Origin of the sequence: uncultured Algibacter sp., from assembly GCF_905480415.1 — a bacterium.
In the GTDB taxonomy this organism is placed as follows: Bacteria; Bacteroidota; Bacteroidia; order Flavobacteriales; family Flavobacteriaceae; genus Algibacter_B.
The window spans coordinates 1-21,571 of sequence record NZ_CAJQQI010000006.1 but is presented as its reverse complement, the minus strand read 5'-3'; the positions used below and the strand labels follow the sequence as shown (position 1 = coordinate 21,571).

The 21,571-nt window shown below is 31.1% G+C and carries 19 protein-coding genes; 6 read left to right on the top strand and 13 right to left on the bottom strand.

The features are described 5' to 3' along the window. Positions 1-118 precede the first annotated feature (118 nt). The gene (locus QZ260_RS00525; protein ID WP_295981526.1) at positions 119-2,323 is read right to left on the bottom strand and encodes an ATP-dependent DNA helicase RecQ; all 2,205 of its coding nucleotides are present in this window, start codon (positions 2,321-2,323) and stop codon (positions 119-121) included. Between the two features lie 196 nt (positions 2,324-2,519). Here QZ260_RS00525 and QZ260_RS00520 point away from each other — a divergent pair, with 196 nt between their 5' ends. The 4 genes from QZ260_RS00520 to lptB all read left to right on the top strand — a co-directional run bounded on the left by QZ260_RS00520 (position 2,520) and on the right by lptB (position 5,463). Next, the gene (locus QZ260_RS00520; protein ID WP_295981523.1) at positions 2,520-3,485 is read left to right on the top strand and encodes a KpsF/GutQ family sugar-phosphate isomerase; all 966 of its coding nucleotides are present in this window, start codon (positions 2,520-2,522) and stop codon (positions 3,483-3,485) included. Further along, positions 3,485-4,312: a twin-arginine translocase subunit TatC gene (gene tatC, locus QZ260_RS00515; protein WP_295981521.1), complete on the top strand. Its 828-nt coding sequence runs from the start codon at positions 3,485-3,487 to the stop codon at positions 4,310-4,312. Before QZ260_RS00520 ends, tatC begins: the two co-directional genes overlap by 1 nt. After that, positions 4,305-4,652, top strand: a complete 348-nt coding sequence (locus QZ260_RS00510; protein ID WP_295981519.1) for a carboxymuconolactone decarboxylase family protein — start codon at positions 4,305-4,307, stop codon at positions 4,650-4,652. Before tatC ends, QZ260_RS00510 begins: the two co-directional genes overlap by 8 nt. 70 nt (positions 4,653-4,722) lie before the next feature. Further along, positions 4,723-5,463, top strand: coding sequence for an LPS export ABC transporter ATP-binding protein (gene lptB, locus QZ260_RS00505; protein ID WP_295981516.1), 741 nt, complete (start codon positions 4,723-4,725; stop codon positions 5,461-5,463). Positions 5,464-5,558: 95 nt separating this feature from the next. Here lptB and QZ260_RS00500 read toward each other — a convergent pair whose 3' ends face one another. Further along, on the bottom strand, positions 5,559-6,455 hold the full coding sequence (locus QZ260_RS00500) for a DUF808 domain-containing protein (protein ID WP_295981514.1): 897 nt from the start codon (positions 6,453-6,455) through the stop codon (positions 5,559-5,561). Between the two features lie 5 nt (positions 6,456-6,460). Then, positions 6,461-7,207 carry a CDP-alcohol phosphatidyltransferase family protein gene (locus QZ260_RS00495; protein WP_295981512.1) on the bottom strand — a complete coding sequence of 249 codons (747 nt, stop codon included), beginning with the start codon at positions 7,205-7,207 and terminating at the stop codon, positions 6,461-6,463. Between the two features lie 200 nt (positions 7,208-7,407). Between QZ260_RS00495 and QZ260_RS00490 the strand changes: the two genes are divergently transcribed. Both QZ260_RS00490 and QZ260_RS00485 read left to right on the top strand, forming a co-directional pair. Beyond that, positions 7,408-8,394 (top strand): PorV/PorQ family protein, encoded by a 987-nt coding sequence (locus QZ260_RS00490; protein ID WP_295981606.1) that lies wholly within the window; start codon positions 7,408-7,410, stop codon positions 8,392-8,394. A gap of 10 nt (positions 8,395-8,404) precedes the next feature. Further along, positions 8,405-9,580: a DUF4105 domain-containing protein gene (locus QZ260_RS00485; protein ID WP_295981508.1), complete on the top strand. Its 1,176-nt coding sequence runs from the start codon at positions 8,405-8,407 to the stop codon at positions 9,578-9,580. 10 nt (positions 9,581-9,590) lie between these two features. Here the strand turns inward: QZ260_RS00485 and QZ260_RS00480 are convergent, their stop codons facing one another. The 10 genes from QZ260_RS00480 to QZ260_RS00435 form a co-directional block, all read right to left on the bottom strand. Continuing rightward, a complete protein-coding gene (locus QZ260_RS00480) occupies positions 9,591-10,982 on the bottom strand; it encodes a sugar transferase (RefSeq protein ID WP_295981505.1) in 1,392 nt (463 codons plus the stop codon). 58 nt (positions 10,983-11,040) lie between these two features. Then, on the bottom strand, positions 11,041-12,051 hold the full coding sequence (locus QZ260_RS00475) for a glycosyltransferase family 4 protein (RefSeq protein WP_295981503.1): 1,011 nt from the start codon (positions 12,049-12,051) through the stop codon (positions 11,041-11,043). Positions 12,052-12,076: 25 nt separating this feature from the next. Further along, positions 12,077-13,444: an O-antigen ligase family protein gene (locus QZ260_RS00470; RefSeq protein ID WP_295981501.1), complete on the bottom strand. Its 1,368-nt coding sequence runs from the start codon at positions 13,442-13,444 to the stop codon at positions 12,077-12,079. Positions 13,445-13,446: 2 nt separating this feature from the next. After that, positions 13,447-14,523, bottom strand: a complete 1,077-nt coding sequence (locus QZ260_RS00465; RefSeq protein WP_295981499.1) for a glycosyltransferase — start codon at positions 14,521-14,523, stop codon at positions 13,447-13,449. Next, positions 14,524-15,642, bottom strand: a complete 1,119-nt coding sequence (locus QZ260_RS00460) for a glycosyltransferase (RefSeq protein WP_295981497.1) — start codon at positions 15,640-15,642, stop codon at positions 14,524-14,526. It lies immediately after the preceding gene. Between the two features lie 20 nt (positions 15,643-15,662). After that, positions 15,663-16,613: a hypothetical protein gene (locus QZ260_RS00455; protein ID WP_295981494.1), complete on the bottom strand. Its 951-nt coding sequence runs from the start codon at positions 16,611-16,613 to the stop codon at positions 15,663-15,665. Beyond that, the gene (locus QZ260_RS00450) at positions 16,613-17,605 is read right to left on the bottom strand and encodes a glycosyltransferase (protein ID WP_295981492.1); all 993 of its coding nucleotides are present in this window, start codon (positions 17,603-17,605) and stop codon (positions 16,613-16,615) included. The genes QZ260_RS00455 and QZ260_RS00450 overlap by 1 nt, the downstream gene beginning before the upstream one ends. A gap of 2 nt (positions 17,606-17,607) precedes the next feature. Continuing rightward, positions 17,608-19,137, bottom strand: coding sequence for a glycosyltransferase (locus QZ260_RS00445; protein WP_295981489.1), 1,530 nt, complete (start codon positions 19,135-19,137; stop codon positions 17,608-17,610). Further along, entirely contained in the window at positions 19,134-20,306 is a 1,173-nt protein-coding gene (locus QZ260_RS00440) for a glycosyltransferase family 4 protein (protein ID WP_365968940.1), read from the bottom strand. Before QZ260_RS00440 ends, QZ260_RS00445 begins: the two co-directional genes overlap by 4 nt. Before the next feature lie 62 nt (positions 20,307-20,368). Next, positions 20,369-21,571 (bottom strand): CDP-glycerol glycerophosphotransferase family protein (locus QZ260_RS00435; protein ID WP_295981486.1); only part of this gene is annotated, 1,203 nt, incomplete at its 5' end.

Here is a 21,571-nt window from a genome sequence, read left to right as displayed (position 1 = left end):
ACGTTTGAAAAACTTAATGGGATACTGAAACAAATTCAGCACAAGTAAGATTGTAACGAAAAACGCAACACTCCGGTAACCATGATACCAGCTGGCTAGCGCCCAAATTACAGCATAATTAGTTAGCTACTTCACTAATAAATTTTATTCGGTATAAGCGAAGTTCTTCGTCATCATAATCGCCATCAAACTCGTCAATTGCTGCGTCAATATCATCAGATTCAGATTCCATAAAGTATTCATGAATTTCCTCTTGTTGGTCTTCATCTAAAATATCATGCAGCCAATAGTCTATATTCAATTTAGTGCCTGAATACACAATAGCTTCCATTTCTTTTATAAAATCTCCCATAGACATCCCCTTCGAGGAAGCAATATCATCAAGTGGTAATTTTCTGTCTACATTTTGAATAATGTATAATTTATTAGCAGAATTAATGCCAGTTGATTTTACAACTAAATCGTCTGGACGAACAATATCATTTTCCTCAACATACTTTTCTATTAGTGCCACGAAATTTTTTCCATATTTCTTAGCTTTCCCTTCTCCTACGCCATGAACATTACTTAATTCGGTTATGTTAATAGGATATTTTAATGCCATATCCTCCAAAGATGGGTCTTGAAAAATAACAAAAGGTGGTACACCTAGTTTTTTAGCACTGCTTTTACGTAGATCTTTCAGCATACTCATTAATACAGTGTCGGCAACTGCGCCCCTTCCTTTTTCAGCAGTAATTATGCTACCATCTTCTTGCTCGCCTTCAAATATGTGATCTTCGGTCATCATAAAAGAAACTGGTTTTTTTATAAAGGCGCTACCCTCATCTTGTAACTTGATAACGCCGTAAGTTTCAATGTCTTTTTTAAGAAAACCAGAAACCAATACTTGCCTTAACAGAGCCATCCAATATTTATTGTCTTTGTGTTTTCCATCCCCAAAAAAGGGTTGTTCGTTCGTTTTATGAGAATTAATCAAGGCATTCTCTTTACCAATTATGACATTTACCAAATCCTTAGACTTGTATTTTTCGTTGGTTTTATCTATCGTTTCAAGAAGTATTTTAACATCGCTTTTGGCTTCAACTTTCTTTTTTGGATACCTAATATTATCATCCATATCGCCACCTTCGCCAGTTTCAGTATCGAACTCTTCACCAAAATAATGAAGAATAAATTTTCTTCTAGAGATAGACGTTTCTGCGAAAGCAACAACCTCTTGCAATAAGGCCTGCCCTATTTCCTGTTCTGCAACAGGTTTACCAGACATAAACTTTTCTAATTTCTCAATGTCTTTATAGGCATAATACGCCAAACAATGGCCTTCGCCTCCATCACGCCCTGCTCTGCCGGTTTCTTGGTAATAACTTTCTATACTTTTAGGAATATCATGATGAATTACAAAACGTACATCGGGTTTATCAATTCCCATACCAAATGCTATAGTAGCTACTACCACATCTACATCTTCCATCAAGAATTTATCTTGATGACTTGAGCGTGTTTTGGCATCTAACCCAGCATGATAAGGCACTGCATTTATGCCGTTTACCTGAAGTACTTGTGCTAACTCTGTAACTCGTTTTCTACTCAAACAATAAACAATACCAGATTTCCCATCATTCTGCTTTATAAAACGAATGATATCAACATCTACATTTGTAGTTTTTGGACGTACTTCATAATATAAATTAGGTCTGTTAAAAGATGCTTTAAATGTTTTAGCATCTCCAATACCCAAATTCTTAATAATATCTTCTTGAACTTTAGGTGTTGCTGTAGCAGTTAAACCAATAATTGGAATGTTATCACCTATACGTTTTATAATATGACGTAAGTTTCTGTATTCTGGTCTAAAATCATGTCCCCATTCGCTTATACAATGCGCCTCATCAATGGCCATAAAGGATACCTTTACAGACCTTAAGAATTCAACATTCTCTTCTTTAGTTAATGATTCTGGAGCTACATAAAGTAATTTTGTAATGCCGTTAACGATATCCTCTTTAACCTGTTTTATTTCTGTTTTGTTTAATGAAGAGTTTAAGACATGCGCAACACCATGCTCCTTAGAAATACCTCTTATGGCATCTACTTGATTTTTCATCAAAGCAATTAAAGGAGAAACTACAATAGCTGTTCCTTCTTGCATAAGTGCAGGTAATTGATAACATAACGATTTACCTCCGCCTGTTGGCATTATTACGAACGTGTGTCTTCCTAATAATAAACTTTCTACGACACTTTCTTGAAGTCCTTTGAATTTACCAAATCCAAAATATTTTTTTAGCGAAGCATGCAAGTCGCTTTTTGTTATTGACATGAATTGTATAAAATTATTGTTTGATTAAATCTCTAGACATGCAAAAATTTTGTTTGATTAATTTCGTTTAGCATTTAGAGAACCCTCATATTTTTTTTCGTTAGTTTTGTAACGAATTTTCAAATTACAACAAAATTCAATTTGATTAACACTAAAGATAACAAAATCTTTAAATATCAACTCAAAAAAACAAACTTTGAAAGACAAAAAATCCATTATTGACATTGCGAAGCATACTATCGAAATGGAAGGTCAAGCCATTTTAAACTTGTCTAGCTTGATAACAGATGATTTTGCAGATGCTACACAACTCATTTACAACTCTAAAGGACGAGTTATCATAACAGGTATTGGAAAAAGCGCCATTATTGCTAACAAAATTGTAGCGACACTAAATTCTACTGGAACACCTGCTATTTTTATGCACGCCGCAGATGCTATTCATGGTGATTTAGGTTTAATTCTTGAAGATGATGTGGTCATTTGTATTTCTAAAAGTGGAAACACACCAGAAATTAAGGTACTTGTTCCTCTTATAAAAAGTGCAAAAAATAAAATGATTGCCATTACTGGTAATACAGAATCTTTTTTAGGACTGCATGCCGATTTTGTTTTAAATGCCTATGTTGAAAAAGAAGCTTGTCCAAATAACCTAGCGCCTACTACAAGCACCACTGCCCAACTTGTTATTGGTGATGCACTTGCTGTATGTTTGTTAGAATTACGTGGTTTTTCTAGCAACGATTTTGCTAAATACCATCCAGGTGGAGCTTTAGGGAAGAAATTATATTTGCGTGTTCTAGATATTTCCTCGGTAAACGAAAAACCAAAAGTGTTGGCAAACACCAGTATTAAAGATGTGATTATCGAAATTACTGAGAAAATGTTAGGTGTTACTGCGGTTATTGAACAGGATAAAATTATTGGTATTATTACAGATGGTGATTTACGTAGAATGTTAAGTCAAGTTGATGATTTTTCTGGATTAACCGCAAAAGATATAATGAGTGCCAACCCAAAACGTATTGAAACTGAAGCTATGGCTATTGATGCTTTGGAGGTTATGGAAACTAATGAGATATCTCAACTACTAGTTGAAGAAAATGGTACATATGCAGGCGTGGTACATTTACACGATTTAATAAAAGAAGGCATTATATAATGGCAAAAAAAGAAATTAATGAGATGTCTTTTTTAGATCATCTTGAAGATTTACGCTGGCATTTGATTAGAATCATAACGGCTGTTGTTATCGTAGGCACATTTGCCTTTATTTTTAGCCGATTTGTTTTTGACGAAATAATTTTCGCACCACTAGACATGGGCTTTCCAACTTATGATATGTTATGTCGAACCGCAAATTTTATTGGCTTAAACACGACATTCTGTGCTGAAGAAATGCCAATGATATTACAAAACAGAACTATGGCAGGACAGTTTTCTGCTGATATTTGGACAGCCATTTTAGGTGGATTTATTATTTCCTTTCCATACGTCATCTATCAACTATGGAAGTTTATTAGTCCTGGTTTACATGGTAATGAGCGTAAACATTCGCGTGGTTTTATTATTATTTCATCGCTTTTATTTTTCATAGGTGTACTATTCGGATATTATATAGTAACGCCCCTGTCTTTAAACTTTTTAGCTAATTATAGCATTTCTACAAAAGTGGACAATCAAATAGATATAAGTTCTTATATAGCGTTGGTAAGATCTTCTGCTTTGGCTTCAGGGTTAATTTTTGAGTTACCAATTATTATTTATTTTTTAACTAAAATAGGATTGGTAACGCCACAAATATTAAGAAAATATAGAAAATATGCTTTGGTAGTTGTGCTTATTCTATCAGCCATTATTACACCACCAGATATTGCAAGTCAAGTCATAGTAGCCATCCCAATTTTAATATTATACCAAGTAAGTATCTATATTTCTAAAGTTGTCATTAAAAACCAAAAAAGAAAAGAAAAAGAACAACATGTCTGATATTGTTAAAGAATTCAACGACTATCGTGCTAAAATGAATAATAACATTTTAGCTGATAACAATAAGGTGATTAAACGTATTTTTAATTTAGATACTAACGCTTTTTCGGAAGGCGCCTTAGATGTTAAAACAAAAGAACTTTTAGGATTAGTCGCGTCAACCGTTTTAAGATGTGATGATTGTGTTAAATACCATTTAGAATCAAGTTATAAGGTTGGATTAAAAAAAGAAGAAGTTGTTGAAGCTTTAAGCATTGCTACTTTAGTTGGCGGCACTATTGTTATTCCGCATTTACGTCGTGCCTACGAATTTTGGGATGCTTTAGAATCTCAAGAGTAAACATAAATTAAAAATTCTGCTATAATAGTGTATATGATTTTACTATTTTTAGCGTTCAGTATATAAAATTATGATTTTAAGAGCCGAAAATTTAATGAAGTCCTATAGCGGACGAAAAGTAGTAAAGGATGTTTCTCTTGAAGTAAATCAGGGTGAAATTGTTGGACTTTTAGGACCTAATGGTGCCGGAAAAACAACGTCTTTCTATATGATTGTAGGTTTAATAAAGCCTAACGGCGGTCATATTTATTTAGATAATACAGAAATCACAAAATACCCGATGTACAAACGTGCGCAAAATGGTATTGGATATTTAGCTCAAGAAGCTTCGGTATTTAGAAAATTAAGTATAGAAGATAATATTTTGAGTGTACTTCAACTTACTAAATTGAGTAAGAAGGAACAGATAGACAAAATGGAATCCTTAATTGAAGAATTTGGTTTAGGTCATATTCGAAAAAGCCGTGGGGATTTATTATCTGGTGGTGAACGTCGTCGTACTGAAATTGCTCGTGCTTTAGCTACCGACCCTAGTTTTATACTTTTAGATGAACCTTTTGCAGGTGTAGATCCAGTTGCTGTTGAAGATATTCAGCGCATAGTAGCGCAACTTACCAAAAAGAATATTGGTATTCTTATTACTGATCATAATGTACAAGAAACACTAGCTATTACTGACAGAACTTACTTAATGTTCGAAGGAGGTATTTTAAAACATGGTACTCCTGAAGAATTAGCTAATGATGAAATGGTACGTAAAGTGTATTTAGGACAAAACTTTGAACTTCGTAAAAAGAAGATTCGCGATTAGACACTTAGCGTCATTTGATTATTTTATTATTGTTTTTGGTTTGTCATTCCTAAAAAGTTAGGATCCACTTTTAAAAACAGGTTTCACTTCTTTTCCTACTGTTTCTTCTTCAATAACTTAGTCTTAATAAAAATAAAGGCTTTTACTAGAAAAAATGCCAGAGACCCAACAATTAAACCTACAACAAAATCTTTAATAAAACTTGGGAGTATTTCTAAAAAATGATGCAAAAAATCTATGTTATGAACAAAAATGCCTCCTGCAACCATCAATAATGCTATCGTACCAATAACAGACAAACTTTTTATAACCCATGGTAAGGTTTTTATCAAGAGATTTCCAACGATATTCGATATGCTTTTTTTATTATCACTTAAACCAACTAATTTCAAACCAAAATCATCCATTCTAACAATAAGAGCTACAATACCGTAGACTCCAATTGTAGCTATAACGGCCACCACAGAAACAACTAAAATTTGAAACAAAATGGGTTTACCAATCACTGTTCCAAGCGCAATGATTACTATTTCTACAGACAGTATAAAATCAGTAAAAATTGCTGATTTAACCTTCATTTTTTCAGTTAAACGCATATCTTCATCAGATAAAATAACATCCTCCTCAGAATGGTTTATTTCAAAGCCTTCATCTTTATGTGGAAAGAAAAAATGATACACTTTTTCAAATCCTTCAAAGGCTAAATAAACACCTCCTAAAATTAAAGCTAAAGTAACTCCCCATGGCGCAAAAGCGCTGAGCAAAAAAGCAACTGGTAAAATAATTAATTTATTAAGCGCAGATCCTTTGCTTATTGCCCATAAAACTGGAAGTTCCCTTGAGGCTAAAAAACCCGTAGCTTTTTCTGCATTTACAGCTAAATCATCACCTAAAATACCTGCTGTTTTTTTGGTGGAAATTTTACTCATCACCACCACGTCGTCCATTAAGCTAGCTATATCGTCTAAGAGCGCAAAAAAACCTGAAGCCATTATATTTATTTTGAAGTTAAATTATCTAAAACAGACATGCTAATATAAAGTAATATGATAATTGGAATGGCAGCGAACTTTAATACGATAAGTAACACCAAACATAAAATGATAAAAATGTAACGGGTTGCATTCCCTTTAAAACTATAATTTTTAAATTTTAATGCGAATAATTTAATCCCTGAATTCAGCAGATAACAACTTAAAAACGTCAACCCAATTAAAAACCATTTATTAAGAATGATGGTGTTTATAGCATCGTTATTCTGAAATTCGATAATTAAGGGTAATGATATAATTAGCAACGTATTTGCTGGTGTTGGCAACCCTTTAAAATAGGTTTGTTGGTCTTCGTCTAAATTGAACTTTGCTAACCTGTAAGCTGAGGCTAAAGTAATTAACAATCCTAAAAGCGGGAGTGTTGGCAAATTAAATTCTATTCCGCTTGAGTTTGACGCCCAACTAGTCACTGATACCATTTCTGACTCAAGGATTAATGCCAATAACTTATACATGATAATTCCTGGGACTAACCCGCTAGTAACCACATCTGCCAACGAATCTAATTGCAATCCTAATTCACTTTGGACCTTTAGTTTTCTAGCTGCAAAACCATCAAAGAAATCAAAAAATATGCCTAAAAACACAAATAAAGCTGCCGTAACAAAATTGCTATTAACAGCAAGAATCACAGCAATACTTCCGCACAATAGATTTAAAAGTGTCAGTGCATTGGGTACGTATTTTTTCATATCGATTTGTTTTGATTTTGTAAAAATAACAAACAATTTCAGTCTAAAGCAATATCTATTATATTTTGAAGTTTTAAAGAATATAAATTATGTGCATCTTTGTAAAAAAATTGCGATTGAGAGTTTACATCACCACATTATTTTGTGTCGTATCTGCTTCTTTATTTAGTCAAACTGTTAGGAAATATTCTAATGAGTTTATGAATATTGGTGTGGACGCTGCTGCATTGGGAATGAGTAGTGCCGTAACATCTCACACTTCTGATGTGAATTCTGGATATTGGAATCCTGCTGGTTTATTAAAACTTGAAGACAATCAACTTGCTTTAATGCACTCTAGTTATTTTGCAAACATTGCAAACTACGATTATGCTGCTTTTGGAATGCCTCTAGATGATAAAAGTGCCGTTGGAATATCTTTAATTCGTTTTGCTGTTGATGATATTTTAAACACCACACAACTTATTGATGCTGAAGGCAACATAAATTACGATAGAATCAGCTTGTTTTCTACTGCCGATTATGGATTAACCTTTTCTTATGCACGGCAATTACCTGTTCAAGGTTTAAACTATGGTGTGAATGCTAAAGTTGTTAGAAGAATAATTGGTGATTTTGCTTCCTCATGGGGTTTTGGTTTAGATGTTGGCGTTCAGTTTGAAACTAACAACAATTGGAAGTTTGGAATCATGGCCAGAGACATTACAACCACTTTTAACGCATGGGCTATTGATGAAGATGAATTTGCTACCATTAGTGATGCTGTTGAAGGTCAAAATCAAGAACTGCCTGAAAGTACTGAAATTACCATCCCAAAATTACAAATTGGGATTTCTAAATTAGTTGATTTTAACTTTGATTATACACTTTTGACATCGGTTAACTTAAATGTTCGTTTTGAAGAAAATAACGATGTCATTTCAACATCTTTTGCTAGTATAAATCCTGCTTTAGGTTTTGAATTTGGTTATATCGATATGGTTTATTTACGTGCTGGCATGGGTAATTTTCAAAATGAAACACAATTTGACAATAGTGAACAACTTAGTTTTCAACCAAGTTTTGGTTTAGGGTTTAAATATAACGGTATTCAAATCGATTACGCCTTTACTGATATTGGAGACCAAAGTGTAGCACTTTATTCCAACGTATTTTCTCTAAAACTTGATTTTAGTATCTTTAGGTAATCTTAATTACATGCAAAAAACATTACTACTCTTAGGTCTCTTTTTATTTATTAAAGTATCTCATGCTCAGCAAATCAGGTTGTCTGAACAAGCCGAAATTAGTGTACTCACTGTAGGGCCTGGAACCACTTTAAATGATGCTTTTGGGCATAGTGCATTTAGAATTAAAGACCCTTCAATTCGTATTGATGTTACTTATGGTTATGGTGAATACGATTTTGATGCTCCTAATTTCTATTTAAAATTTGCACAAGGAAAACTTAATTATTTAATAAGTAAAATTGATTTTAAAATTTTTTATTATGCTTATTCCCAACGTTTTAACAGAACAATAAAAGAGCAAGTTTTAAATCTTTCTCAAACGGAAAAACAAAAGCTTTATGAATACTTAATCAATAATTATAAACCAGAAAATAGGCCTTATTTATATGAGTTTTTTTATGATAATTGTGCAACAAAAATCAAAGATGTAATAAATATAGCTTCAAACAATACGATTACATTTCACAATCCGAAAGATTTTGAAGTCGCCACGTTTAGAACATTAATTCATAACAACTTAAATAAAAATTCTTGGGGAAGTTTGGGTATCGATTTAGCTCTTGGTTCTGTCATTGATAAAAAAGCAACTCCAGAAGACCATATGTTTTTACCAGAAAACATTTACAGCTTCTTTGAAAATGCTACCATTAAAAATACCAATGAGCCAGTGGTTAAAGAAAGCCGTATTTTATATTCTAAAAAGCCCTCTCATCAAGCTAGTCAATTTTTAACAAGCCCACTTTTTATTTTAGGAATTATTGGTTTATTAATCATTTATATTACTTCTAACGATTATAATAAAGAAAAAAGAACTAAATGGCTAGATGTTGCACTTTTTATAGTAACAGGATTACTAGGTATCATGATATTATTGTTATGGTTTGCTACCGATCATAAAGGCACACACCAAAATTACAATCTGCTATGGGCTTTTGCACTCAACATACTTTTTATTGGTCAACTTCTAAGAAAAAAAGCAAGTGGTTGGTTTATAAAGTATATTAAATTTTTAATTATTCTACTTTGTCTTTTAACTTTACACTGGAGTATTGGTGTTCAAGTTTTTGCCATTGGATTAATACCCTTGCTAATCGCTTTATTTATTAGATATGTTTTCTTAATAAAACATTACAATAAGCTTTAGGCTACATCAATTACTGACCTCTGAAGAAAATAACGGTACTCATCGTTTTTATCAAAATATTAATGTCCAGAAAGAAGCCTCTGTGCTTAATATAATATAAATCATATTGCAGTTTAAGCAAACTATCATCAACGGAAGAAGCATATCTTGTTTTTACCTGTGCCCAACCTGTAAGACCTGGTTTTACAATATGTCTGGTTTCGTAAAAAGGCAACATCTGCGATAATTCTTTAACAAAAAAAGGGCGCTCCGGTCTTGGACCGATAAAGCTCATGTCGCTTTTTAAGATATTTATAAATTGAGGTATTTCGTCTAACCTTGAATGTCTTAAAAATTTACCGAAAGGCGTTACTCTAACATCTCCCTTTTTCGCCCACATTGCCCCTGATCTTTCCGCATTTTCTTTCATGGTACGGAATTTAATGATTTTAAAAATTTTTCCGTTTTTCCCTATTCTATCTTGAGTGTAAAAAAGAGGTCCACGGTTAGCGATAGAATTACCTAATAAGATAATTGGCAGGAATACTAAACCTATTAAAATACCTATTAGTGAAAGTAAAACATCAAAAAGGCCGTTAAAAAATAAGTATAGTTTATTTTGATTATTTCTACTAAATGGAAAGTATTTATAGAAATCTTTACCAACAAACTGTACAGGAATACGTTGCATTAAATCTTCATAAACCTGAGTGTATTCGTTAATTGGAAAGCCTTCTTCTAATAATTTTATGAGTGTGAAATAAATTTCTGAAGTAATATTTTCAGAGCTATAACTAGCCACAACAATTTCAGATAAATTTTCTTTTTTAATAACTTCTCTAATCTCCTTAGGACCGTATTCCTTTATAGTATTAAACTTTACCGAAGCCGTTTTATCTACTTCGCAATTGATAAAACCAACTATTTTATAATTAGGATCTGAATCTTTAAAAGCCTCAAAAATGACTTCTATATTAGATGTTTCGCCAATAATTAAAACTTTTTTATAAAATCTTGGAGATACAATAAAAGTTATATACGCTGTACGCCATAAAAACAAAGCAATTAGAATTGCAAAATAAAAGAATAGTATTTGGAATCTATTATCTGGTAAAGCCGGTGTAAAAAATGGTGTTAGAAGGTAAAATAAAACTGTAGTAGAACCTGTAAAAACGATACCTGTTGCAATCTTTTCAATTTTACTGGACTTTTGTAAATCATATAATTCAAAAACGGTTCCAAAAATGGAAACGTATAAAATGAGAACTAACACCCAAGTCCATTTTACTTTTGTTATGGTGAAATAATCAAAATCAAACCAATTGCTAACAATATAAAGCACTAAGAGTATAGAAAGTACATCAAAAATACGCAAGAGTACTTTACGCTCAGAAATATTGAAATGAATACCGCTATTAGACATTTTCAGGGGATAAATTGAGAGAGTATAAATATAGGAAGTAAAATCTATTAAGCGTGAATTATTTTAAGACATTAATCCACTGTTTTTTAACAACTTCCCAATCCAAGTTTTCTACATAATCCCGGGCCTCTGCCATTATTTTATGGGTTTTACTTGGCGAATCAATAATGCCCTCTATAGATTCAACAAATGAAACTACCGAATGAGGCTCCACTAAGAATCCGGTTTTATCTTGCTCTATTAAAAAAGGCAACCCTCCAACATTGGTTGACACCACTGGCAACCCTAATGCCATAGCTTCAATGACACTAACGGGCATATTATCAATATTTGTAGTATTTATAAAAATATTATAGTCTTCTGAAAGCTTAATCCACTCCGGTTTTGATAATTTCCCTGTAAAAGTAACCTCAAGACCTAATTGATATGCGTATTTTTTAGCTTCGAGTAAACTACCGTCACTATCTGGACCTGCCATACAAAGCTCGGCATCCATATTTTTATTCTTCAATGCGTGCAGGACATCAATAGCTAATAATGGGTTATAAATTTTCGAAAATGAACGTACCCAAAGTAATCTTATATTATCAAAAGTTCTTTTCTTGAAAGCATAATTTTTAAGTTTTATGGAATTAGGAATACAGGTTATATTACTAAATCCGAACCTTTCAAAACTAGCTTGAGTATATTTCGAAGGAGCGACATTTACTAAAGCATTTTTAAATATCGCTTTTGTTAATTTCGGAGATTGCTTTAGTCTGTTAGGCAAGTCTCCTCCGTGTAAAATTGGAATATATTTTAATTTAAGTAATCTACACAACTGACTTACAAAATAAGCGAAATAGAAATTAAATGTGCTGTATGTGTCAATCAAAACATAGTCCGCTTGCTTTCTGTAATTAATCACATGAAACAACATATCAAACAAACGTAAAAACTTGTTGTTCTTTTTTGAGGCTGTAAAAACGTTAAACCCTTCCTGTCTTAATAATTGACTTAAAGAATCTATAGTTGTTACTGTTCTACCGTTTTGTGATAATTGGTTTCCTATGTAGATTATTTTTTTCACTGAATATATTTAAAACATCACCAAACTATATTTGTTTAACAAGTTTAGCTTTTTTCATGATCGGTTTTCTTTTATTTCTATATTGAACATCCAACATGCATAAACCATATATAAATGCAGGAGCTGCTATACGCATTGAGGAATGATTTATGGTTAAGAACCAGAAAATATAGCAAGAAAAAAAGAAAATATTTGATCTGTTTTTCATCCGATAAACTAATGGAGTAATTATTAGAATTAACATGGCTAAAACTCCAAATAAACCATGTTCAGACAAAATTCGACTGACTTCATTATGTGAAGCAGCGTAAATACCTTCACTAGCTAGCCTAAGTTCTTTTATTTTCCCAACTCCAACACCTAAAACTGGGTTTTTTAAAAATTCACCTATTTCAAAAGAAACTAAATCTGATCTTCCTGTAGATAAATCAGCTTTCTCTCTTCCTAAGGCATCTTGATTGGCATATCTTTTATCAATTAAGCCAGTTGTTTGAATAGATGAAAACAACCAAATCAATAACCCAATACCTGCGAAGAGAAAAAACATTCTACTAATTCTAAATTTAGCTTTGGTATTCACTTTATTAAAATAAAAATAAAGGAAAGCTACTATCATAATTAAAGCTGTTATAATACCGCCACGACTAAATGTTACAATACCTCTAAAACTCATTACAGCAATTAGAAAAGCATTTAATAATTTAAGCATTAATGACGACGACATCATAAAAAATCTAACACTAAACACAAACATGCCTATCCCTAATACTGTAGACACTTGATTTGGACCAAAACCGCCTGAAGCCGCAAAATTTGATCCAGTACCTGTTATTGTATCCCTAATGACAGGAGTAAAGAAAAATAAATAAGTAACTGTAGACACCAATGGTAAGGCCATTGAAAACAAAATTTTATGAATATTTTGATAACTAATTTTACGCTTATAACAGAAAACGGCAACTATTCCTAAACACACTGGGCCACTTAAATTAAAAGCTATGGCTGTTCTAATATTAGTTTGCTCAGACATATTAAACCCTGCTATTAATATACCTGGAATAAGTAAAAAGATATAGAAGATGTAAGAAATTGGTTGTTTATTATGTGGCACTTTAAAAATACCTATTAAACAAAAAAGAATAACTAGATATTTAGAAGCTTCATATAAAAAGTTTCCATTTGTCATTCTTAAAAAAACCTCTGCCCCTACAACGTAACTACACCCTATTAAAACTTTTAATGCGCGTTGGGATGGCTTTGCTTCAAAAATCGCATGTGTATAAAAAACAAATATTCCTATAAAGTAAACTTTAGATAAAACTGGTAAGACAAAAATTGCAAAACCAATTAAAACATGTAACCCAATTATCTTTATATATTTTATATTTTTCAATGCTAATTAATACTGTTGGTATAGATTTTATTAATAGTTTGTAATTGGGCGTTCATTGAATAATTCTCTAGAATATGTTTATTAAATCTACTTGCATGTGTTATTCTTAATTCCCTATTTTCTAGATAGATTCTTAAAGCTCGACCTAATTGATTGGCATTACAAGGTTCAATTAATAAACCATTGTTTTCGTTTGAAATAACGGTTTCACATTCTCCCACTTTTGTTGCTATAACCGCTAAATTGGATAATCCATATTCTAATAAAGCGATAGGTAATCCTTCTGACTTTGAGGACAACACACCGATTTCACATTGCTTTAAAAAATAAGCAACATCCGGTTTACTATCATATAAAAAAACAGATTTCTCCAAATGTAATTCTTCTATTTTAGATTTAACCTCTTTAGAATATTTATCATTAAAATCCTTTCCAACACAATGCAATGTCCATTCTGGGAATAAGTCAACAGTACTTTTAAAGGCATTAATTAATGTAAAATGATCTTTTTGTGATCTTAAATTTGCTAAGCATATTATTCGTTTTCCTAAAATACCTTCCAAAGACGTTATTTTAGTGTCTTCGTTTAAAACAGCAACATTTGGTAAGTATGTAATATTCTTGATTTTCAGGTTTTCATGTGCCCAAACCTCTAAAGATTTATTTACACTAAAAATATGCGAAAAATACCTTGAACAAAACTTTAAAATTCTAAACTTTCTTTTTTCCAAAAATGCACTGTTGCCATAATGATCATGCCAAATAATAGAGATATTATAGTTTAAAAATTTCACAATAGTTGCCAAAAAAAAAGAAGATGAATGGGCATGAATAATTTGTATATCATTTGCTTTTACAAAATGACTAAGCCGCTTTATAGCTCCTACGTCAAAAACATTACGTTTATCTAAAAACAAATATTCTACATCATTAAATAAACTTTCTTTTAGAGGGCCTTCTTTTCTTGTTGTACATAAAAACGTTCTTTCTTTATTTAATGATAAAGCATTCGCTAAATTCACTGCAACACGCTCGGTGCCACCTCCTTCTAAAGAATCAATAAGTTGAAGAACTTTCATTTAGAGTTTTATTAATTTAGTTATTTTGGATTCAAAAAAGTCTAAAGTATAATTTTGAGACCAATCAGCGGCCTTCTTACTCATCATTTTTAAATTCTCTTGAGCTACTAATTGTATATTAATTACATGTAAAGCATCTTCCAAATTTGACTTAATTATAATGCCACGTTTTCCATAATCTAACATAAAAGCCACGCATGATACACTCGTTGCAATTGGAATAACCCCAAAAAACATAGCTTCTGCTATTGCTTTTGGCCAACCTTCAGATTTTGATGCTAGAATTAAAAAATGAGCTTCTTTCAAAACATCTTTAATTACCTCATTTTTCTGATTTCCAAATAGTTTCACTTTAGATCCTAAATTATTTTTCTTTACGTAAGTTTCTAAATCTGTCTTCAAAACGCCATCTCCATATAAATCTATTACAACATCATAACCCAGCGTATTCAACTTCTCAATAATTTGAATAGCAAACAAAGGACGTTTTCCTTCAACTAAGCTTCCAACAAAAACAAACTTTAGGCTAGCGGAATAATTTCTGGTTTTTGGGATTTGACGATCTTCATGGTTATAAGTAGCAGTAAAAAAAGATTTTATGTTTTTAGTTTGATTTTTCCAATTACCATAAACTAAAACTGTTATATTTTTAGTAAAAAAAGTATTTGATAATAACCATTTTTGAAATTTATAAGTTAACGGTTGTTTTGCTCTTGGATCCCAATTACCTGCATATTTAGCTGTTTTTATTTTTTTTGGAAAACATATTTGTACCAAGCATCCTATTAGACCAATGTTTCCTGGACAACGTAAATGTATGTGATCTGCTTTTTTGCAAGCTTTAAAAATTACACTACATATAAAAGGTAGTTTAAAAAGGGATGATAATATTTTTTTTGTGTTGGTAAATTCTATTGAAGGGATTTCATTAAAATTTAAAGTCTTATGTTCATAATCTAAGTCTATATCATTTTTAATTTCTGATGTTTTTGGAGCTACAATACTAACCTCATCAACATGTTTTAACCAAATATTCATTTCTTTAACATAAGGTGCATAGGCAGATACACTTCCGTCTGTTAATTTATGTTGAACATGTGTTAGTATTAAAAATTTCATTTAGTCTTATACAAATAACCCTAATTTAATAGAGTTTTTACAATATATTTTGCTTGTGCCTGAGGCGTACAATATTTTGAAAAATATGTCTTTCCGTTTGTGGCCATATTTCTATGATAATTTGGGTTACCCAGAACTTTATCAAATACCTTTTTATAGTCGCTTATATGCTCTATTGTACAAACTTCTTCTTCATGATTTAAAGGAACAGGTAGTTCTATTTTAAATGGAAAAGATAACACAAATAAACTTTGATTTAGATATTCTGCAAGTCTCCAACTTACCGCACCCCAAACAGCAGCATTATTTAAAGCTATTTTTGATTGTTTGCTTAGTTTAGAAAAAACTTTTGGTGGATATTTTGTTTGATTTAACTCTGCTTGAAAATCAAAATTGTTACCATCAGATCTTGGTATAAAACCGCCTTCAAAAACTAAGCGATCATCTGTCTTGCAATAGCGTATAAATTCTGCACGTATATTATTTGTTTCAACTTCATCTTTCCAAATACTCGAGGAGAAAAAAATATAGTTCTCTTTCTCAGTTTTCAAATTATAGTTCTTGTATAATGGCCTTCTTAATAAAATATAAATCTCTCTAGCTAATGACTTAATTTTAAAATATTTAATTAATCTAAAATTGAATAACCTTAAATACAACGGTAATATATTGATTGGATAATGTGGAAATAGTGGTTTTACATTTTCTTGGTTAAAAGATGGGTTATCAATAAGTTTATTTGTGACAAAATATGAATCTGAAAGATCATACAAATTTTGATCAAAATACACTGGATCATCATTATTAATAACACCTAATTTATCTTTTAGTCTGAAAATTAATGTTGGTTTGTTATTATATTTTAAAAATGCTTTATCCATTTTAAATTTAACATTAAACTCCTCATTGAGTCCGTACAAATAATATGAAGAATAAAAATTAGGTATGTTTAATATGTAAATGGTATCCATTAATTAATTTTTGGGCTGTTAAATATAATAGAAAACCAACCAAATATTCGACCTAAGCTTTCACTTAATATTTCTTTTTTTTGTTTACTATTAAAGATGTTACTAAAACGAATTATGGTTAGCAAAAAAGCTGTGGCGTGCCATTTAAGTTTTGTTTTAAATATTGGTTTAGGATATTTAACGCGCCATACATACCAGCCATTTCTAACTACCATTTTACCGTACTTAAATTTATTTGGCCGCCCAGAAGCATCATGATGATGAGATAACTGTGCGCTAGTATTAACATATAAGGCACCTAATTTTGCTATTCTAAGTGAAAAATCTGCATCTTCATAAAGTCCGTAACCTTCAAAATAAGTTGAAAACACTATTTTTTTAAATACTTCTTTTTTGTAGCTGGAAACACCCCCCATAATTTGTTCTACTTTATATGTTTTACCAGAAGGTGGTAAAAACCCAATTGACCTGCCATGGGCAAATGTTGGCAAAAAACCTGGAGGCGTATCAGGCTGTAAGCCGAATTTTCGTCTAAGTTTAAATCTAGATGGTTCTTTACGCTCCCATCCATCAAAATAAAATTTATCACCAGTTTTTATATCTGAAATCTTTTTCCATTCTACTTCATTTGTAATATACCCTCCAACGGATAAAGCATCTGTATGTATGCTATAGCTCTGTATTAAATTTTTAAAATAATCCGGGGTTAAAATAATATCATCATCTAAAAAACAAATAATTTCTGATTCCTTTGAGACTAAACTAATTCCATAATTACGCTGCTTCGTAAGCCCTCTTTGATTTTCTTTAACTTTAAAATATTTTAATTTATCAAACTTATTTTTTTTTAATAACAATTGTGTCTTGTTATCAGTTGACCCATCAATAATTAATATTTCATTCGGATACCTAGTTTGCCTTTTTACCGAATTCAATAATTTCAGCAAAGGCTTATCTCTCATATAAGTACATATAATTAAGGAAAAATTCATAACTATAAAGGTTTATTTAAACGATTAGCCCATGTTTCACTCACTAGCCATTGTTTTTTAAATCTTGAAAAATATTTAAATGGATTTTTTATTTTTTGCTGCTTGTAAAACTTTAAAAACAAAGTCGTTCTATACCCTAATAATTGGCAATTTGTAGAATTTAACTTTCTATTCAGCATAATAGTTGGAGAAGGTTTTGGTTGTAAATTGTCTTTTTCCCATGGATGCACAAACTTGGTTCTAAATCCCCCAATTGGTGCTTTTAAATGTATTATTTCTGGATAGGGCAGATAAATAATATCTGTTCCGTTATTTCTTAATTGCATACCAAAATCAACATCTTCTCCATAACCAAATTCATACCTCATATCAAACTTTATGTCCTTAAGTTTTTTAGTTTCAACAACACTACAACCTGAACCAAAAGCAGTCCATTGTATAGGTTTATCAAATTTTTTAATATCGTTTTTTCCCAAACAACTCAAAGTTACCGCTTGTAATTTATAACTTTTCATCGTTTGTAATGTCGAAGCAATAAAGTCTGATGATACATTAATATCATCGTCAGCAAAAAAAACGTAATCTGAAGCTATCAAACTTAGCCCAATATTTCTGGCATTGCAAGCACCAGTTTTATATATAAATTTATGAATGATTTTAAATGGCCATGTTTCTTTTGAAATAAAATCTAAATCAGAAATACTGTTTTTATTTTCATTTTGTTCAACAATGATAACTTGATTAGGCAAATGCTTTTGATTCGCTAAATCCTTCATAAAATTATAAATATGTTTTTTCCTGCCCAAAGTTGGCACTATAATATCGATGGTTGAATTTCTATAAGTGGATTCCGTTGATAGGAGTTCAAAATCAAACTCTAATGCGGGGTTTGTTTTTCTTAAAAAAATAGTTCTTAAAAAAGATGTAAAAGGAAATTTATGTTCATTGATTATAAAATTAATAAGCAACAATAAACTCCAAACACTTCTGTAATGGAGTTTTACAAATTTGAAGAGTTCAAGTGTTGAGGCACTTTCTTTTTTGATAGAATTAAAAGTGCGTAATAATCTAGGTTCAGAATAACATAATAAACCTTTTGATATACCCAATTTAGCAATTGAGTTTAATGCAAAATTAAAAGTATCATTCTTATATATTTTAATATTAAATTTTAATAATTGAGACGCGTAAATAGCACCTACAAAACTACTAACTAGCCATGTAGGGTATTTTACTTTTTTATTTATTTTAAGAAATAGAGAGTCTTCAACATAACCAATTTGTTCTGGCAAATACTGATAAACTGAATATGAAAGCATCAAGTTATTCAGATAAAAAGCGCTCTTAATTTCTTCGAAATTTAAATTTGGTTGAAGGGTTTCATGGCACCAAATCAATATACGGTTTTGGTATTCACTTGCTATATTAAATAAAGCATTAATTGGGTTTTCATCGCTAATTTCCAATAACTCGTTTGATTCTAAATCAGTGATTTTTGTAACCTTCTCATCTTTATGTACCAGCAGAATCATCTGTTTATAATAGATTTATAAAAATCAAAGTTAATATCTACATTTTTTTCAATATCAAAAAGCGTTTCCACCTTTAATCTGGCAGCCTTACCTATTTGATTGCATAACGTATCATTATTTAGTAACTTAATTATTTGATCTGCATAATCATCAATTTTTGATGGATGTACTAAAAACCCATTAACGCCGTCATCTATTAATTCTTGCGCCCAACCAATACTGGTATTAACAACTGGTTTTTGCATCGCCATAGACTCAATGGTTACCATACCTAAAGTTTCAGCAAAAGATGGATATGTACAAACATGGGCCTTCTTGATGTGTTCTTTTATTGCTTCATAAGGGATTTTCCCTAAATAGTTTACTTGTTTTTTTGCTTTCGTTGAAAAAATTTGCTCCATCAACTTGTAAGTAGAACTTTCGCCTGTTTTAATATCAGAAGAGTCTCCTCCTATTAAAATTAATTGTGTATTAGGTTTTTTTACAAGAACTTTATTAAAGATTTGAGCTAATTCTAAAACGCCTTTTTTTCTAATAATAGTACCAATATATAAAATGGTATTTCTGTTGTATACATTTGGGTTTTCATTTACAAAATACTCTAACTGCAAGCCATAATGTATGGTTTTAATTTTCTTTTTATTTAATCCAAATATCTTTTGCGTTTCTAAACCTGCATAAGTTGTTGGAGCAATGTAAGCTGAAGCCTTTTTTATGGCTAACTTTTCAAACATAAAATTTTTAAACTTTTGTTTCCGTCCATCTAATTTACAGAAATAAGCATCACTACCATGAAATCTAATAACTAATGGTACTTTAAACTTCATAAAAGCTGTAATTCCGGTCCAATCGGGCGCCTCTAATATATCAATAGCTTTTTCCTGAACCACATAACTTACATATTTCTGAACATGTTTTCTATAAAAATACCATGTAAAAAATTTATAAGTTTGTTTTTTTATAAGATGAATTTCAACACCTTCATCATAAACGATTTCTGACTCTCTTTGATGATATACAAAAACAGTAACATCTACTCCTTTTTTAACCAATGCTAAGGCTAAGTTTCTAATACTAGTAGCTATACCCGCAGCGAATTTAACCTTTGGATGTGGATACTCTGGTGTTATAAAACCTATTTTCACTTGTTTATTTTTATTGTTTTTCAATGGTCACATGTAACATCCAAAAATCATTCCTAGGTCTAAATAAATTTTTAATCACGGATGTTTCATTTCAATATTGAATCAATGGTATTCCAAATGGTTTGAGAAGCTATAGTTGGTGTTTTTCCAACCACGTTTTTATACCACGTTTTGCACTCTTGAACGTTAGATAATTTCCCAACTAATATCTGTTTTACTAAACCTTCTAAATCATTTTTATCTGCACAAAAAACGGCTGCTTCTTGACTTGGCATAGATCTAAAATGTACATATTTGTAATTCTGACCAATATCACGAATGCCTTTTTTTAATTGTGGTTGTTCATAGTTATAGTAAATACAGGGTTTATTATGCGCCACAAAATCAAATACTGTTGAAGAACAGACATTAGTTACAAACTCACTATGTTCACATACATTATATAGCATTTTAAAATCTTCGGGTGTTGGTAGTACTTGGTTCCATTGGTTCCCTACTTGTTTCCAGATAGGATCTAGAACCTCTATAATATCCTTATTAGCGTCAATAACTTCATCGTATCTTGATGTAAAATCTACAGGGCATTTTCTGTATATAATGCCTAAATTTTCACCTTTTTCATTTAAACCCCTAACAGCATTTGCTAAATCTTCTAAGTAATATTGATCTAAAGGCGAGGTCGTTTCATCATCACCAGAATAACAAATATACCTCTTAGCCAAATCCAAATTGTTTTCTTTGAAGAAAGCTTCTCTAGTTTGTTTGAATGATTCATTATAGTGAGGCTCAAACTGCGGTGTCCCTGTTACAAATACTTGATGCTCTTTTACAAACGGATAGTATTGTAATACTTGCTGTTTCATTAAATCGCTCCAAACAAAATAGTAATCAGTTTCCACCACTTGCATCGCTTTAGGTACATTATCCCAAGAATATACGAAAGCAACGGTAGGTATCCCTAAATCTTTCGCTGCCAATAAGGCGCTTATAGATTGTGTAGCACGTTGCGTTGTACAAAACACTAAGTCCGGTTTATGCTTTTCTAATTGCGCTTTACAATACTCGAATTTGGAAGTTGAATGTTCTAATTTATTTATTTTCTCTCTTAACTTAACTACTCCTTTTTCAGAATCATAAAAACCTATTAACAATTTGGTAAATAAACTTTTAAGAGTGTTTTTTAATCCTTTATAGTTGAAAGGAAATTTGTAAGTTGGATAGACCTTATCATTAAATTTATCTCTAGAAATATTTAATTCTACACGTTTTCGGGCTCTAGAATAAAGAGG

Coding starts and splice junctions, on each gene's coding strand:
- tatC (WP_295981521.1), top strand. CDS start 3,485: ATGGCAAAAAAAGAAATTAATGAGATGTCTTTTTTAGATCATCTTGAA.
- lptB (WP_295981516.1), top strand. CDS start 4,723: ATGATTTTAAGAGCCGAAAATTTAATGAAGTCCTATAGCGGACGAAAA.
- QZ260_RS00485 (WP_295981508.1), top strand. CDS start 8,405: ATGCAAAAAACATTACTACTCTTAGGTCTCTTTTTATTTATTAAAGTA.
- QZ260_RS00490 (WP_295981606.1), top strand. CDS start 7,408: ATGAATATTGGTGTGGACGCTGCTGCATTGGGAATGAGTAGTGCCGTA.
- QZ260_RS00445 (WP_295981489.1), bottom strand. CDS start 19,137: ATGATTCTGCTGGTACATAAAGATGAGAAGGTTACAAAAATCACTGAT.
- QZ260_RS00525 (WP_295981526.1), bottom strand. CDS start 2,323: ATGTCAATAACAAAAAGCGACTTGCATGCTTCGCTAAAAAAATATTTT.
- QZ260_RS00510 (WP_295981519.1), top strand. CDS start 4,305: ATGTCTGATATTGTTAAAGAATTCAACGACTATCGTGCTAAAATGAAT.
- QZ260_RS00495 (WP_295981512.1), bottom strand. CDS start 7,207: ATGAAAAAATACGTACCCAATGCACTGACACTTTTAAATCTATTGTGC.
- QZ260_RS00500 (WP_295981514.1), bottom strand. CDS start 6,455: ATGGCTTCAGGTTTTTTTGCGCTCTTAGACGATATAGCTAGCTTAATG.
- QZ260_RS00465 (WP_295981499.1), bottom strand. CDS start 14,523: ATGAAAGTTCTTCAACTTATTGATTCTTTAGAAGGAGGTGGCACCGAG.
- QZ260_RS00460 (WP_295981497.1), bottom strand. CDS start 15,642: ATGAAATTTTTAATACTAACACATGTTCAACATAAATTAACAGACGGA.
- QZ260_RS00455 (WP_295981494.1), bottom strand. CDS start 16,613: ATGGATACCATTTACATATTAAACATACCTAATTTTTATTCTTCATAT.
- QZ260_RS00480 (WP_295981505.1), bottom strand. CDS start 10,982: ATGTCTAATAGCGGTATTCATTTCAATATTTCTGAGCGTAAAGTACTC.
- QZ260_RS00450 (WP_295981492.1), bottom strand. CDS start 17,605: ATGAATTTTTCCTTAATTATATGTACTTATATGAGAGATAAGCCTTTG.